Here is a 13,802-nt window from a genome sequence, read left to right on the forward strand (position 1 = left end):
TCCGTCGGCAGGCACACCGACGGTCGGGCGGGGGACTATTACTCGCCCTTCTTCAACAGCGGGAGCAGGTCCGGGATGGAAATTCCCAGGAGCACGTACCGGCCGCCATCGGAGGGAGCCCACGCGTAGCCGAAGTGGAAGGCCCGGGCCAGGTTGACGCCGATGCCCAGGGCCAGCCGGACGTTGGCTTCCTCTTCCTCGGAGCTTGTCGAAGCGCTCCCCGCGACCAGGGAGATGGAGGGGGCCACGGCGAAGTATTCCGCCAGATTGGGAAAGGTGCGCGTGTTGAAGCTGACGGTGAAGGGGAAGGTGACCGCCACGGAGGCGGAGCGATTGGGGCTGATGGGCAGGGCGAAGGAGACGGGGATGCTGGACGTGGCTTCGACGTCGCGGGGCGAGGCCTTCTGCGCGGCGGAGACGATCTCCGTGATGATGGGCGCGGTGGTGATGAGCCCCAGGTTGTAGACGTTGAAGGAGTCGTTGAAGACGACGATGTCCGCTCGTTCGGGGACCCGGTAGATGACGCGGAAGGTGACGCGCTGGTTGAGGTAGTCCTTCCAGGGCACCAGCAGCTTCCGGGTGCACCCGTCCTGGAAGCCCAGGTCCACCTTGGCCTTGCGCGTCTTGCCGTCCTTGCCGTCGGGGACCTCCAGCTCGAAGACCCAGGGGCTCTTCATGATGGAGCCGTAGGGGAACTGGTAGCAGTGGGGGTAGCTGAGCCGTAGAGCGACCTCTGCGTCCTGGTCGATGAGGTCCGCCAGGGGCTGCACCGTGCCGCCCGCTTCCTCTACGAGGAGCAGCGAGCCCACGCTCTTGACGATGGAGAGGGTGAGGGCGTCCTTCACCTCGACGCGGACGTTGTCGTAGTCGGGCTCGGAGGTTTCGGACACCAGGGAGCGCCCGAAGCTGGAGAAGCGGTCGTTGAGTCTTCGGACGATGCGGTCGGACAGCGCCCGCTTGTGGGCCTGGCGGAAGGCCCGGAGGGACTTGTCCTTCTCGTCTTCCTCGAAGAGGAAGCGATGGTCCTTCTGGGCCTCGCTCCAGGCCACGACGCCCCGGTCCTTGTCCGAGGAGTCGGAGCAGAACGTGTAGATCAACAGTGGGGTTGTCTCGCCGTCCCGGATGAGCCATCGCTCGAAGGAGCCCCAGTCGGAAGGCTTGTGGAGTGAGCCCGCGGCGGATTTGTAGAAGTGGGGGACCGGGAAGCGCTCCACATTGCGTTCACTCTGGAGGAGGGCGTTCTCCTGGAGGCAGAGAAACTCCGCGGTGTAGACGGCCTCCACGGTGATCTTGACGTTGGAGATGGGCTCGGGCCGGTCGTCGCCCCGCCAGCGCACGAGGACGAACTCCCGGTCAGGGAGCTTCTCGATGTTCTCCTTGAGGAGTTCGGTCTCCGCCTGGACCGTGCTGGATTCCACCTTGAAGCGCAGCCGGCTGAAGAGGGACAGGGCGCTCAGGGACACGCCGTCGGTCTTGAAGTGCACCACGATTCGGTCGAGCCGGTGTTGCTCGCCGCCATCAGGAAGCAGACCGTTCTGGGTGACCTCCAATCGAAGCGGCTTCGCCGTCTCCGACATGGGTTCATAGACAGCCAGGTACTCATAGGGCTGAGCGGAGGCGCTCAAGGAGCAGAGCAGACACAGCAAAGCCAGGAGTCGGGGCAGCACGGCCCCGCCAGTTCGTTCGTGCATGACGATCCTCAAGGGCGGGTCCAGCCGGACGTGGGTGGGTGACAAAGACCCGCATCGGCCTGACAGGAATCGCTGTTGAGCAAGCCACATGCCGCCCGTTCGCCAGGGCAAGGCCGCAAGCCATGGGACTAATCCGGCCATCCACCCGGGCAGGGTGGACGGATTCGTCCACTCCAGGCAGGCATTACGACCCGGAGGCAGTCATCTGACCGTGACTGGACGCAAAGGCACGCCTGTTGCTTTGATGGTCAAGGCAAACAAAGCGTGCGTTCACGGTGTCAAGCCGACAGCCCCGAGGAAGCCCATGCCGGAAGCAAAGCAAATCCAGGCGACGCAATCCGAGAGTGACAGCAAGGAGTTCACTCGTGAGGTTTTGAGGAACGTTTATCGGCAGCTCTTCAAGACGCCCGTGCCCGTTGGGACGCAGCTTCCTGATAATTACCAGTCGGGAGAGGACTTGCGCGGCAAGCTCTGTCAGCATGTGGCGAACGCTGGGAGCGAGCTCTCTGCGCCAAGCAGCACTGATCTGCCACGAGAAGAAGTCAACCGCATGTTCACGGACCTCTGCGCGGAATCAGGGACGATGATTTTCATCCCGTACGCCTTGAGCAACGGACAGTGGAAGGGACTGAGGCGGGCACTTGGGGGCGAGGATTACGCACTGCTGCGCAAGATCAAGGACGGCGTCGCGAAGGACTCTGCAGGTCCTGATGCGTATGGCGTCCTGAAGGTGGGCGAGCTTGAGCTCGGCTTGCTCTACCAGTGGCTATTCAACCCCACGGACACGAAGCAGGCCCATAATTACCTTCACGCGCTGAAAAAGGCGGCGAGGAAAGCCGAGATGAAGCCCAGGGAGTGCGGCGTGGACGCAGTCGAGGCAGTGTTGGGAGTGCTCTTCAATGACATCAAGTTCACGGGTGTTTCTTGGATGGATTTCGAGCACAAGTTCCCCATTGTCTCGCTTGAGTTTCAGCCTGGCGTTGTTGAACAGATCGCGAGATTCGTAAGGGACACGGACCTGAATGAATTGGAGCCCTACGAAGGTGGAGGCGTGTGCTTCGTGGATCAACCCCGCGATAAAGACAACTTCTGCTACTGACCCCATGGGCCCCAGCGACCTCGAATACACAGTCACGCTCGAAGCGCTGCCCAAGGACCTCCAGCCCTTCGCGAAGGAACTCCCCTTCCACCTGGGCCTGACCACTCACCCCGAAGGAGGCTGGAACGACTACAGCGCCCTGGCCCCCTTCCAGCGCCTCCCGGCCTACGCGTCGGAGCGCCAGGGCCCCGGCCTCGCCCCGGAACTCCAGTCCCGCTACCTCCGCGCCCACCACCGCGGAGGCTTCTTCGGCCTCCTCATCGACCGGCTCGACGACGGCCAGGTCCCACAGCGCCCGGAGTGGCCCCGGCTCCGTCAGGCCCTGTTCGACCAGTGGCTGCAATCCCTGACGGACGCGACCGGAAACGAAGTCCTCGCGACCGAGGCCATCAAGGTGGCCCTGGAGGACTGGGCCGAGGCCGTGTCCAACGAGAAGGCCCTGCTGTCCCGCCGCAGTCTGTCCATGGCCCAGTACGCCTGCCTCGTGAGCCAGAAGGTCTCCTGGCTGGGCACCAGCGCCTTCTGTCTCCTGCTCGCTCACGGCGACCCCGCGCGGTTGCCCGCGTTCCGCCGAGCCTTCGACCTGCTCCTGCTCAGCTCCCAGTGCCTCGATGACGCCCTCGACGCGGAAGAGGACGCCCGGCTCCACGGCATCGGCTTCCCGGAGGCCCTGGGCCATCCACCCCGAGGCCTGCTGCGCACCGCGCCCGGAGTAGCCCGGCTCGGAGCGACCCTGGCGTACAAGGGAGGCTTTAACGAACTGGGGACCTGGCTTGCGGAACGCGCACGTTCCCTGGATGAATCCCATTCCGGGAAGTCGTCACTCCAGGCGGAGATGAGCGCTCTCGCCTTGATGGCGGCCGTGACACAGCTCTATGGGGGGCCCACCGTCACGCACCCATGAACCCGCAGGGGCAAGGAGCCCGGGGCCATGACGTCTGGCGTGACGCGCAGCCGGTGGTGGACCGTCCTCCTCCTCGCCATCCTGGGCGTGGGGCTGAGCGCGGCAGTGGCATGGCGGGTGTCGACCACGCTCGGCACTCCCTTCGCCTCGCTTCTGGTGGACCCCTACGGAGCCTTCTCCTCCGTCTACCTGCCCACGTGGAGCGAGGGCCTCCGGATGCCCTTGCGCCACCCGGACCTCCTCGTGGCTTGTGAGGGGGCTCCCGTGGACGGAGACGTCGCGAAGTCAGGGCTGCCCGGAACGCAGCTGCGCGCCTGTGTCCAGGAGGCCGAACGTCAGGGCCGCGCGCACGTGGCCCTGACGTTCCTCCGACGAGGAGGCGAACGCCTCACCCTGAACCAACCCCTGCGCCACTTCGGAGCGGAAGAAGGCCTGTTCCTCTTCGGGGTCTACGCCCTGGTGGGCGGCTTCCTGCTGTGGTCCGGCTTGCTGGTGTTGCTGCTCGCGGGCCGGAGGGACGGAGCGTTGGCCTACGGCGTGCTGTGCATCTCCAGCCATGTCTTCCTGCTCACGCTGTTCGACTATCACACGCAAGCCACCTTCATGCCGCTCTTCATCGTGTCGCGTCTGGGGACGGCGGTGGGCAGTGTGTGGTTGGGTTACGCCTTCCCGGAGCGGCCCATGCGCTTGCGTCGCGTCTGGCTGACCGCGCTGTGGATGCTGGCGGTGGCGGCCGTGCTCGCGGCGGCGTGGCTCCTCATCGCGCCAGGCCTGGGCTTGGACACGGCCCGGGTCCGCCACTGGGTGGACGTCGCGTCCCAGGGCTCGCTGCTGGTCTGCGGCGTGGCCATTCTCGTCCGCCTCAAGGGCAGCACTGGACGCGCGCGGGCGGAGTTGCTCGCGGCGGCCTGGGGGCTCGCCGCGCTCCCGGTCGTGCTCGCGGTGATTGTGTTCTCCGGCCGGGGCTTCTACCTGGTGGTGCCCTGCTTCATCGCGCTGCTGCCGCTGTCCATCGGCTACGGCCTCATCCGGCACAACGTGCTGGCGGTGACGGCGGTGCTCACGCGGCGCCTGCTGGCCATTCCCCTGGTGCTGGCGGGACTGCTCGCGGCCTCCTTCGCCTGGCTCGCGACGCGGCGGTTCCTGGATGTCTCCACGGTGTCGCAGGCACTGCCGCTGCTGGTCGCGTTCGCTACCTTCCTGGCCCTGGTCTTGCTCGGAAGACCGCTCGTGGTCCGACTCTTCTTCCCCGCCACCCTCCAGTTCCGCCCCACCGTGGAACAGCTCAGCGACGAGCTGTCCGCCCCGCGTGAGCCCGGCGCCCTCCGGGACACGTTGGAGCGCGTCGTCCGGCGCTGGTTGCCCACGGGGCAGGTCCAGGTCCTCGACCTGGGAGAATGGTCGACGGTGGAGCACCTGCCAGAGAATGCGCAGGTCACCCTTCAAGCGGGCACGCACCTGTGGACGCAGGAGGGTCCCTGGCACCGGAAGCTCCTCGTCCCCATGCGCTCATCCGGAGAACTGCGAGGCGTCTTGCTGCTGGCCCCCAAGCATCAGGCCGCGCTCTACACGAACGCGGACCTGGAGTTGCTCCACACCATCGCCAGCCTGGGCGGAGTGGCGCTGCACAACGCTCAGGTCCTCCAGGAGCTGGACGTACTCCGCCAGGCCCAGGTGGGCGCGGCGCACGAGGAGAAGCGGCTCGCCCTCGCGGTGCTGAGCGCGGAGATCTCCCACGAGATCGCCTATCCGCTGAACTTCTTCCGCCACCTGCTCCGCCAGGGAGGCCAATCCCAGCCACTGGAAGCCGAGGACGTCGACATCGGCCGGGAGGAGCTCGAGCGGCTGGAGCGCATGCTCGGTTCCCTGCGCCGGCTGTCGCTGCCTCCGCCTCGCGTGGAGCCGGTGGCGGTACTTCCCCGAGCCCGCCGAGCCCTGGACCTCATCCGCGACCAGGTCCAGGCAAGGCGCATCAACGTCACGGTCGACGTCCCCGAATCGCTGCAATTGTTGGCGGAGCCGGATGCCATGGTGCAGCTCTTCGCCAACCTCCTGCGCAACGCCGTCCAGGCGGCGGGGGACGGAGGACAGGTGGGAGTGCGTGCCTGGGAGGAGGGCCCGGAGCAGCTCCTGGAGGTCTGGGATTCGGGTCCGGGCATCCCGGAGGCCGCGAAGGACACACTGTTCGATCCCTGGATGACAACGCGCAAGGAAGGGCTGGGACTGGGCCTGTCCGTCACGCAGCGAATCGTGCGGCGCTTCGGTTGGAACATCGCCGTCCATCGCGAGCAGGGACGCACCTGTTTCCGCATCCACGCCCGCCGCCTCGCGGACCCTCGTTCGCTGGAGAGTGCATGAAGATCCTCATCATCGACGACCAGCGCAGCGCACGGCGGGTCCTCACGACAGTGTTGTCATCCATGGCGGGCCTGGCGTTCCGGGAGGCCGCCAGTCTCGACGAAGCCCGAAGGTGTCTCGCAGAGGAATCCATCGACGTGGCGCTGGTGGACATCCGCCTGAGCGCGGACTCGCGCAACCGCGACGGGCTCATCCTCATCGAGGAGATCCGCAAGCGCACGAGCGCGGTCCCCATCGTCGTCACCGCCTCCAGCGAGATGGCGGAGATCCGCACCGCGATGCGCCTGGGCTCCTACGACTACGTCCTCAAGGACGACCTCTGCGCGGAGCTCATCGTTCCCATTCTCGAAGGACTGCGGGACCGGCGGAAGTTGGAGCAGGAGGTGCAGGTCCTCCGCGCGCGAAGGCGTCCAGCGGATGCCAGGGATGGTGGGAAGCTCCGCCGCGCACCAGCGCCTGCTCTCCCTGGTGCGCAGGGTGGCGCTATCGGACCGCCCCGTCCTCGTCCTGGGCCCCACGGGAGCCGGAAAGGAAGGCGCGGTCCGAGCACTGCACGCCCTGGGGCCCCGGCCAGACGCGCCGCTCCTGGAGATCAACTGTGGCGCCATCCCCGAACAGCTCATGGAGTCACAGCTCTTCGGTCACGAGCGGGGAGCCTTCACCGGAGCGGAGCGGCGGCAGGACGGCCTGATGAAGGCGGTGGGGCAGGGGACGCTCTTCCTGGACGAAATCGCGGAGCTACCGCTGAGCCTCCAGGCCAAGCTCCTGCGAGTCCTGGAGGCCGGGCACTTCCGCCCCATCGGAGCGACGGCGGAGCAGGCCTTCCAGGGCCGGGTGGCGGCCGCGACGCACGCGGACCTGGAGGAACTGGTGCGGCAGCGGAAGTTCCGCGAGGACCTCTACTTCCGGCTCAACGTGCTGGAGGTCCGCGTGCCGTCCCTGGAGGAGCGGCGCGAGGACATCCCCGCGCTGCTCGCCCACTTCGTCCAGCAGCAGCGGCGCCCCCTGCGCTTCTCCGCGGAGGCCGTGGACCAGCTCACGCGATGGCCTGGCCCGGCAACGTGCGCCAGCTGCGCAACCTCGTGGACCGGTTGGCGGTGTTCGCCGAGACGGACGAAATCACGCCCGAGGTCCTCTCCGAGCTGCCGGGCCGTCCCAGCCAGGGCGCCGCGCGTGAGGACCCCATGAAGGAACTCGTGCGAACGGTGCTGAGGATGCCCGACGCGGGAGACAAGCTGGAGCGCCTGGAGCAGGAGATGATCACCGAAGCCATGTCGCTCGCCGATGGCAACAAGAGCGCCGCCGCGAGACTGCTGGGCGTGCACCGCAAGGCCATCGAGCGGCGCCTGGGCCGGAAGGAGGACGAACCCATCTCCGGCCCGGAGCAATGACTACCGCCGAGCCATCGCGCCCCGGGGCGTCTTCCCCCGGGTCAGGTGGTTCACCGCCTCACCCAGCCCTTCCACGGTGAGGGCGAACATGGGGAACACATTGGCGATGACCGCGATGGTCCCCGAGCGCCACGACCCGCGAGGCTCCGGGTTGAGCCACACGTTGCGCTCGAAGTGCTGCGCCAGTTGCATCAGCCACGTGAGCCCTTCCAGCCCCTCCTGGCGGTACTGGCCATTCGCATCCGTGCGGATGCCCAGCTCATACGGGGCCATGGACGCATCGCCCACCATCACCAGCTTGTGATGTCTTCCCACCTGCGCGGTGAGCTCCGGCACGGTGATGCCGCCCGTCAGCTGCGGCGTGGCGTACAGCTTCCCGTAGACGCAGTTGTGGAAGTAGTAGGTGCGCAGCTCCTTGAAGTGCGTGGCCTGGCTGGCCACGCTGAACAGCCGGCTCACCAGGTGCGCGTACGGGTCCATGGAACCGCCCACGTCCATGCACAGCACCACGCGCGTGTTGGGCCTGCGCGGCGGACGCGTCACCACCTCCAGCTCCCCCGCGTTCTTCGCGGTGGCGGCGATGCTCTCGTCCACGTCCAGCTCCTCCGCCACGCCCTCGCGCGCGAAGGCCCGCAGCTTGCGCAGCGCCACCGCCATCTGCCGCGTGTCCAGCACCAGGTCGTCGCGGTAGCCCGCGTACTTGCGCGCCCCGGCCTGCCACAGCGCCTGGCCCTGACGCCCGCCCGTGCCGCCAATGCGCACGCCCTGCCGGGCCGCGCCGTTGTTGCCAAAGGCAGACGCGCCGCCCGTGCCTACCCAGCGCGTGCCGCCGTCGTGGCGCTCGGTCTGCTCCTTCAGCCGCTGCTCCAATTGCCGCCGCAGCTCCTCCGGATCCCACTGCTCCAGGAGCGCCAGCTCCTCCGGGCTCAGGTCGGTGCGCTCCTTGGCCTCCTCCAGCCAGGACAGCAGCTCCTCGGTGAGCTTCAGCGCGTCGGAGGCGACGCCCTGGAAGTGAGACAGGAACGCCTGGTCAAAGGCATCCAGCTGCGTCTCCGAGTGCACCAGGAGCGCGCGAGCCACGTGGTAGAACCCATCCAGGCTGCTGTCATGCAGCCCGGCCTTCAGCGCCCCGGCCAGGGCGAGCGCCTCCTGCGCGCCCACCTTCACCCCGCGCTTTCGCAGCTCGTAGAAGAACGGCAGGAACATGGCGTGCCCTCCGTGTGCTGCCTTTAAGCGCGCGTCCGCCGGCCGCGTCCGAAGGCTTCCGCCACCGCCACCAGGTCCTGCTCCTTCTTGAGCAGCGCGCCCAGGAACGGCAGCTGCTCCTCCAGCTTCAGCTCCACCACGCCGTTGGCCTTGAGCACCGAAATCCAGTCGATGAGCTCGCTCGTGGACGGCCGCTTGCGCAGACGCGTCATCGCGCGCAGCTCGTAGAAGACCTTGAGCGCCTGGTCCGCCAGCGCGCTGTCCAGCCCCGGGTGGTGCACGTCCACGATGCGCTGCATGAGCTCGCGCTCCGGGAAGTCGATGAAATGGAACACGCACCGGCGCAGGAACGCGTCAGGCAATTCCTTCTCGTTGTTGCTGGTGATGAGCACCACGGGGCGGTGCTTCGCCACCACCTCGTCGTTGGTCTCGGAGATGCGGAAGCGCATCCGGTCCAGCTCGTGGAGCAGGTCGTTGGGGAACTCCAGGTCCGCCTTGTCCACCTCGTCGATGAGCAACACCACGCGCTCCGGAGCGGCGAACGCCTCGCCCAGCGGCCCCATGCGGATGTATCGCCGGATGTCTCGCACGTCCCCGTCCCCGAAGCGCGAGTCATACAACCGCTGCACGGTGTCGTAGACATACAAGCCGTCCTGCGCGCGCGTGGTGCTCTTCACGTGCCAGGTGAGCAGCTTCAATCCCAGTCCCTGGGCAATCGCTTCCGCCAGCAGCGTCTTGCCCGTGCCGGGCTCGCCCTTGACCAGCAGGGGCCGCTGGAGCGTGAGGGCGCAGTTGACGGCCGCCTGCAGGCCCTCGCTCGTGAGGTAGGAGTCGGTGCCGCGGAAGCGAACGGGAGTGGGAACCGGAGTCATGGATGGTTCCTTTAACATCCTGGGGAATGTTTCCATCCCTCCCCAGGCGGTTGGGTGTATATCCTGCCCCACATGGCCCCACTTTCCCTTGAAACCGAACTTCGCGACATGGTCCGCCGCGAGTTGCAACTGCAACTGGCTCCCGTTCAGAAGGCCGTGGCCCGTATGGCCAAGGGGCTGGATGCGTTGGATGCGCTGCGCGCGGTGACCGACCGCCTGGCGCCGCTGTCCAGCCGCCTGGGAGCCGTCGCGGGCGTGCGCACGCCCACGCTGGCGCCGGAGCCGGTGGCCCGCCGCCGTCCGGGCCGTCCGCCGAAGGCCACGCCCGCCGCGAAGGCCGCGCCCGTGAAGGCCGCGCCCACCGCGAAGACGCCCGCCGCGAAGGCCGCGCCCGTGAAGGCGCCCGCCGCGAAGTCTCCGGGCCGCCCGCCGAAGGCCGCCGCCGCGGAAGGCAACGAGGCCTGCGCCGTCGTTGGCTGCAAGCGCCAGAGCCGCTCCAAGGGCTACTGCTCGGCGCACTACCAGAAGCTGCGCCTGCTCATCCGCACGGGCCGCCGCCCGGACGCGTGGGTGGATGGCGCGAAGCCGCAGTCGGTCCCGGACGTCACGCTGCCGCGCGGTCGCGCGGGCAGCCAGGCGCTGAAGGAAACGGCGAAGCCGGCCGCGCCCGTGGCGCCGCCCAAGCCCAAGGCGTGGTTGCGCAAGAAGGGCTCCAGCGGCGGCATGGTGTCGCTGACCTGACGGAGGACGTCGTCCGCGCGCCTCCCCGCGTGCCGGGTCGCCCCGAGCGGCCCGCCGTGCGTGCCTCGGGCCCGACACGGCTTGCTTCCTTTGATTGACATGGGGGTCGTGGCGGTGGGAATCCCGGCCCCATGAGCGAGCAATATCCAGTCACCGTCGCGGTCCGCCGTCCCGACGGTTCGGTGGAGCAGGTTCGGGTGGGCACGGCGTACAGGAATGGCGAAGGCTTCACGCTGCAACTGGGCGAGCTGTCCATGAGCGCCACGCCCGTCGCGGCGTCGGCCCCGGCGTATCGCCGTCCCGCGTCCTCGGGCGCCCCGTCTGGTGGTGGCGGCGGCGGCGGTGGCGACGGCACGCTCCTGCCCAACTACGGCCGCAGCAAGGGCGCGCCCGTCTACGGCGCCAGCCTCCAGGACCTCGAGTTCTACGCCAACGGCGCGCGCCGCTCCCTGTCGGACCCCAGCAAGTCGCGCTGGCACGACAAGGAGCGCCAGCTCCTGGCCGCCATCGAAACGGAGATTGCCCGGCAGCGCGGTGAGGGCGGCGGTGGTGGCGAGGCCCCCTCGCGCGGTGGAGGCCGGGGTGGTGGTGGCTACGGCTTCGGCAACCCGCCGGACGACGGCGACATCCCGCCCCCCGGCGACGACGACAACATCCCTTTCTAGAAGGGGCGCGATCCACCCGGGCCCGCACCGCGCAATATCCGAAGAGGAATTCGACGCACCTGGGTGGCCGAAATCCGACTTTCCCTGTCTTCCGTAGTGCGGTCAGGGCTCGGAGCGACCTGCTGGCAATAGGGGGGGAGGCGCGGCGGGCTTGTCGTCAGTCCACCGCCCGCCCGGCAGGGGGCGGTGGACCCTTGCCGACGCGGGGGCCATTGACAGCGCCAGACCAATGGCAGACACCGTGGGTCATTCGAATGTCCACCAGCAGTGAATTGACACGTCGCGTGTGATTCATTCCACGTCGATGGCTTCACTTCTGAAACATTCCGCATCCTGTGGATTTCACAGGCCTCCGAGGCAGTTCTGTCCTGGCCTGTACTTCACGAATGACTTGTCCAGGAACAGGAACTCCGTCTTTCCAAGGGCTTAGGAAGTGGCCTGGAACGTGCTCTAGGCACAGGAGCCAGGGAATCCATCCCGTCCGGCAAGGCTGTGAAATCACGAGGCCATGGAAATGACCGAACGGGTGTGTGTGGTGGGCGCGGGTTCGTTCGTCCCAGCACGGACCATCTCCAACGAGCGGATCGCGAAGGCGATCCCCGGCTGGTCGGCCGCCCGCATCGAAGAGAAGATTGGCATCAAGGAGCGCCGCTTCCTCTGGGACTTCGACGACGAGACGGGCCGCGCCATCCCGCCGCCGGACGACGTGATGGGGCGCTTCTACCCGGCGACGAACACGGACATGTGCGAGGTGTCGCTGCGCCAGGCCCTCTCCCGCGGCGGCGTGGAGGCGAAGGAGCTGGACGCGCTCTTCGTGGTGACTTGCACCCCGGATGCGCCGCACTTCAACCACGACGCCATGGCGCTGCATGAGCGGCTGGGTCTGCGCGAGGACGCCTTCGCGCTGGTGGTGGACGACGGCTGCGGCGGCACGCCCTACGTGCTGGACCTGGTGCGCAAGATGATGGAGGGCGGCCGCTTCCGCACGGTGGCGGTGGTGGCCTCGGCGTTCACCTCGCCGCTGCTCAACCGGGAGGTCTACACGGACGAGCTGCCGCCCACGCCGGGCCGCCCCAAGGCGCTCAACGCCTACCTGTCCATGTATGTCTTCGGAGACGGCGCGGGCGCGGTGGTGCTGCGCAACCAGGAGGTCCCCGAGGACGGTCCGGGCATCCTCTCCTCGTTCTCCGGCAACGCGTACGCGGAGCTCGTCGCGCGCCGGGGCGGCGGCATGCTGAAGCTGCCCTACCAGCCGGGTCGCACGCGCCCGGCCGAGATGGCCTTCGTGGTGGACGGCTTCAAGGTCGCGCGCAGCTACCCGGAGTACATGCAGAAGTGCCTGAACGCGGTGCTTACGCCCACGGTGCGTGAACAGGTGAAGCGCTATTACTTCCACCAGCCCAACAAGCGGGTGATGGACTCGTTCGTGGCCCGCGCGGGCCTGCCGAAGGAGTCGGTGGCCTGCAACGTGGATCGCATTGGCAATACTTCCGCGGCCGGGATGTTGATTCTCCTAGCGGACGATTTGGAGCAGGGTCGCGTTGCACTCGGCAGTGGGGACCTGGTGGTGGTGGCGGCTGTCGGTGCCAACGTCCATTATGGGGCCCAGCTCGTGCGGCTGTAGCGCGCACGGGTGTTCATCTCCTCCCCCCTCGGAGATTCCCCCCTCTATGAGTGAGCAGCGCAAGGAAGTCGCGGTCCTGGAGCCGGCCATCGCCCAGGACCTGGAGAAGCGCCTGTCCGTGGCGACCCCCGACGACACGGCCCGAGGCATGTTCTTCAACGGCGCGTTGAACGCGGTGCGCATCCTGGGCGGCGACGCCGCGGTGGAGAAATGCCTGGCGGTGGTGCCGGAGAAGAAGTTCGTGGACTTCTTCAACTACCCGGTGGCGGGCTTCCTGAAGCTGTCCTTCACGGGCGCGCAGTTGATGGGCCCGCAGCTGGGCGGCTTCGACGCGATGTTGCGCAAGATGGGCACGCAGGCGACCACGGACTTCCTGTCGTCGGCGGCGGGCAAGACGCTGCTCCTGCTCGCGGGTGACAGCCCCAAGCGGCTGGTGTCGAACCTGCCCACGGGCTACCGCGCGGCGGTGAGCTACGGCGATCGCTCCGTGGAGTGGTCCAGCGACCGCGCGGGCAAGCTCATGATGAAGCGGGACTTCATGCCGCCCGCGTACCACGAAGGCGTGCTCCAGGCGGTCATCGAGGCACTCGGTGCCCGAGGCGTCCAGGTGAAGGGCCGCCAGACGGGCCCGGTGGACACGGAGTACGCGCTGTCCTGGCAGTGACCGGAGCACGCAACCCGCGGTCCTGAAGATGGGTTTGGACATGACGAGGGAACAGGCAGGAGCCACGGTGCGGCTGCGGTCCGGCACGGAGTGGGTGTATGCCTTTCGCTCGCAGGAGGATGCCGCCACGCCGCCGGATGAAGCGGTGTGCGCGGCGGCGCCCTTCACGCCCACCGTGAAGCTGGGCGCGGGGCTCTACGTGCCCGCGGGAGACGGCGCCTACGAAAGGGTGGGCTCGGCCACGGCCTGCTTCCGGCTGACGGACCGGGGCTTCACCCCGGGCACGCAGGTCCCGTTCCACGCGCGCTTCCTCCTGCCGGTGGGGGCCTTCACCGCGCAGGGCGAGTGCGTGCTCGTGAGCAACGACCAGCCCCAGTCAGGCGTGGTGCTCGCGGGAGGCGCGCTCAAGCTGGTGGAGGTTCCACCGGGCTTCGTGGGCGGCGTGATGACGAACCTGAGCGTGTTCAACCCCCTCAAGCTGCCCGGCTTCGCCACGGGCTCGTACTACACGCTCTACACCTTCCGGAAGGAAGGCACGGGCGCCTCCAGCCCCTGAGCTCCGGCACCCCAGGGTGAGCAGGAGTGTC

General features: G+C 67.8%; 13 protein-coding genes. 10 read left to right on the forward strand and 3 right to left on the reverse strand.

Going from position 1 to position 13,802, the window contains the following annotated elements; translation table 11 throughout:
• Positions 1 to 38 precede the first annotated feature (38 nt).
• Positions 39 to 1,691 (reverse strand): hypothetical protein, encoded by a 1,653-nt coding sequence (locus JYJ93_RS04035; RefSeq protein ID WP_206786683.1) that lies wholly within the window; start codon positions 1,689 to 1,691, stop codon positions 39 to 41.
• A gap of 304 nt (positions 1,692 to 1,995) precedes the next feature.
• Here JYJ93_RS04035 and JYJ93_RS04040 point away from each other — a divergent pair, with 304 nt between their 5' ends.
• The 5 genes from JYJ93_RS04040 (at position 1,996) to JYJ93_RS04065 (ending at position 7,443) form a co-directional block, all read left to right on the forward strand.
• Positions 1,996 to 2,790, forward strand: coding sequence for a hypothetical protein (locus JYJ93_RS04040; protein ID WP_206786684.1), 795 nt, complete (start codon positions 1,996 to 1,998; stop codon positions 2,788 to 2,790).
• 4 nt (positions 2,791 to 2,794) lie between these two features.
• On the forward strand, positions 2,795 to 3,694 hold the full coding sequence (locus JYJ93_RS04045) for a hypothetical protein (protein ID WP_206786685.1): 900 nt from the start codon (positions 2,795 to 2,797) through the stop codon (positions 3,692 to 3,694).
• 27 nt (positions 3,695 to 3,721) lie between these two features.
• Complete coding sequence (locus tag JYJ93_RS04050) at positions 3,722 to 6,052, forward strand: GAF domain-containing sensor histidine kinase (RefSeq protein WP_206786686.1); 2,331 nt, start codon at positions 3,722 to 3,724, stop codon at positions 6,050 to 6,052.
• 426 nt (positions 6,053 to 6,478) lie between these two features.
• The gene (locus tag JYJ93_RS04060; RefSeq protein WP_206786687.1) at positions 6,479 to 7,240 is read left to right on the forward strand and encodes a sigma 54-interacting transcriptional regulator; all 762 of its coding nucleotides are present in this window, start codon (positions 6,479 to 6,481) and stop codon (positions 7,238 to 7,240) included.
• Entirely contained in the window at positions 7,237 to 7,443 is a 207-nt protein-coding gene (locus JYJ93_RS04065; RefSeq protein ID WP_206800714.1) for a helix-turn-helix domain-containing protein, read from the forward strand. The genes JYJ93_RS04060 and JYJ93_RS04065 overlap by 4 nt, the downstream gene beginning before the upstream one ends.
• Here the strand turns inward: JYJ93_RS04065 and JYJ93_RS04070 are convergent, their stop codons facing one another.
• Both JYJ93_RS04070 and JYJ93_RS04075 read right to left on the reverse strand, forming a co-directional pair.
• Positions 7,444 to 8,649 (reverse strand): VWA domain-containing protein, encoded by a 1,206-nt coding sequence (locus JYJ93_RS04070; RefSeq protein ID WP_206786689.1) that lies wholly within the window; start codon positions 8,647 to 8,649, stop codon positions 7,444 to 7,446.
• A gap of 23 nt (positions 8,650 to 8,672) precedes the next feature.
• Complete coding sequence (locus JYJ93_RS04075) at positions 8,673 to 9,521, reverse strand: MoxR family ATPase (protein ID WP_120618255.1); 849 nt, start codon at positions 9,519 to 9,521, stop codon at positions 8,673 to 8,675.
• A gap of 108 nt (positions 9,522 to 9,629) precedes the next feature.
• Here JYJ93_RS04075 and JYJ93_RS04080 point away from each other — a divergent pair, with 108 nt between their 5' ends.
• The 5 genes from JYJ93_RS04080 to JYJ93_RS04100 all read left to right on the forward strand — a co-directional run bounded on the left by JYJ93_RS04080 (position 9,630) and on the right by JYJ93_RS04100 (position 13,771).
• Positions 9,630 to 10,262, forward strand: coding sequence for a vegetative protein (locus JYJ93_RS04080; protein ID WP_242543662.1), 633 nt, complete (start codon positions 9,630 to 9,632; stop codon positions 10,260 to 10,262).
• Between the two features lie 131 nt (positions 10,263 to 10,393).
• A complete protein-coding gene (locus JYJ93_RS04085) occupies positions 10,394 to 10,927 on the forward strand; it encodes a hypothetical protein (RefSeq protein WP_206786693.1) in 534 nt (177 codons plus the stop codon).
• 514 nt (positions 10,928 to 11,441) lie between these two features.
• Positions 11,442 to 12,551: a 3-oxoacyl-[acyl-carrier-protein] synthase III C-terminal domain-containing protein gene (locus JYJ93_RS04090; protein ID WP_206800080.1), complete on the forward strand. Its 1,110-nt coding sequence runs from the start codon at positions 11,442 to 11,444 to the stop codon at positions 12,549 to 12,551.
• Between the two features lie 46 nt (positions 12,552 to 12,597).
• Positions 12,598 to 13,215, forward strand: a complete 618-nt coding sequence (locus JYJ93_RS04095) for a DUF2378 family protein (protein WP_206786695.1) — start codon at positions 12,598 to 12,600, stop codon at positions 13,213 to 13,215.
• 40 nt (positions 13,216 to 13,255) lie between these two features.
• Positions 13,256 to 13,771 carry a hypothetical protein gene (locus JYJ93_RS04100; protein WP_206786697.1) on the forward strand — a complete coding sequence of 172 codons (516 nt, stop codon included), beginning with the start codon at positions 13,256 to 13,258 and terminating at the stop codon, positions 13,769 to 13,771.
• Positions 13,772 to 13,802 lie beyond the last annotated feature (31 nt).

The sequence above is a fragment of the Corallococcus sp. NCSPR001 genome (genome assembly GCF_017309135.1).
In the GTDB taxonomy this organism is placed as follows: domain Bacteria; phylum Myxococcota; class Myxococcia; order Myxococcales; family Myxococcaceae; genus Corallococcus.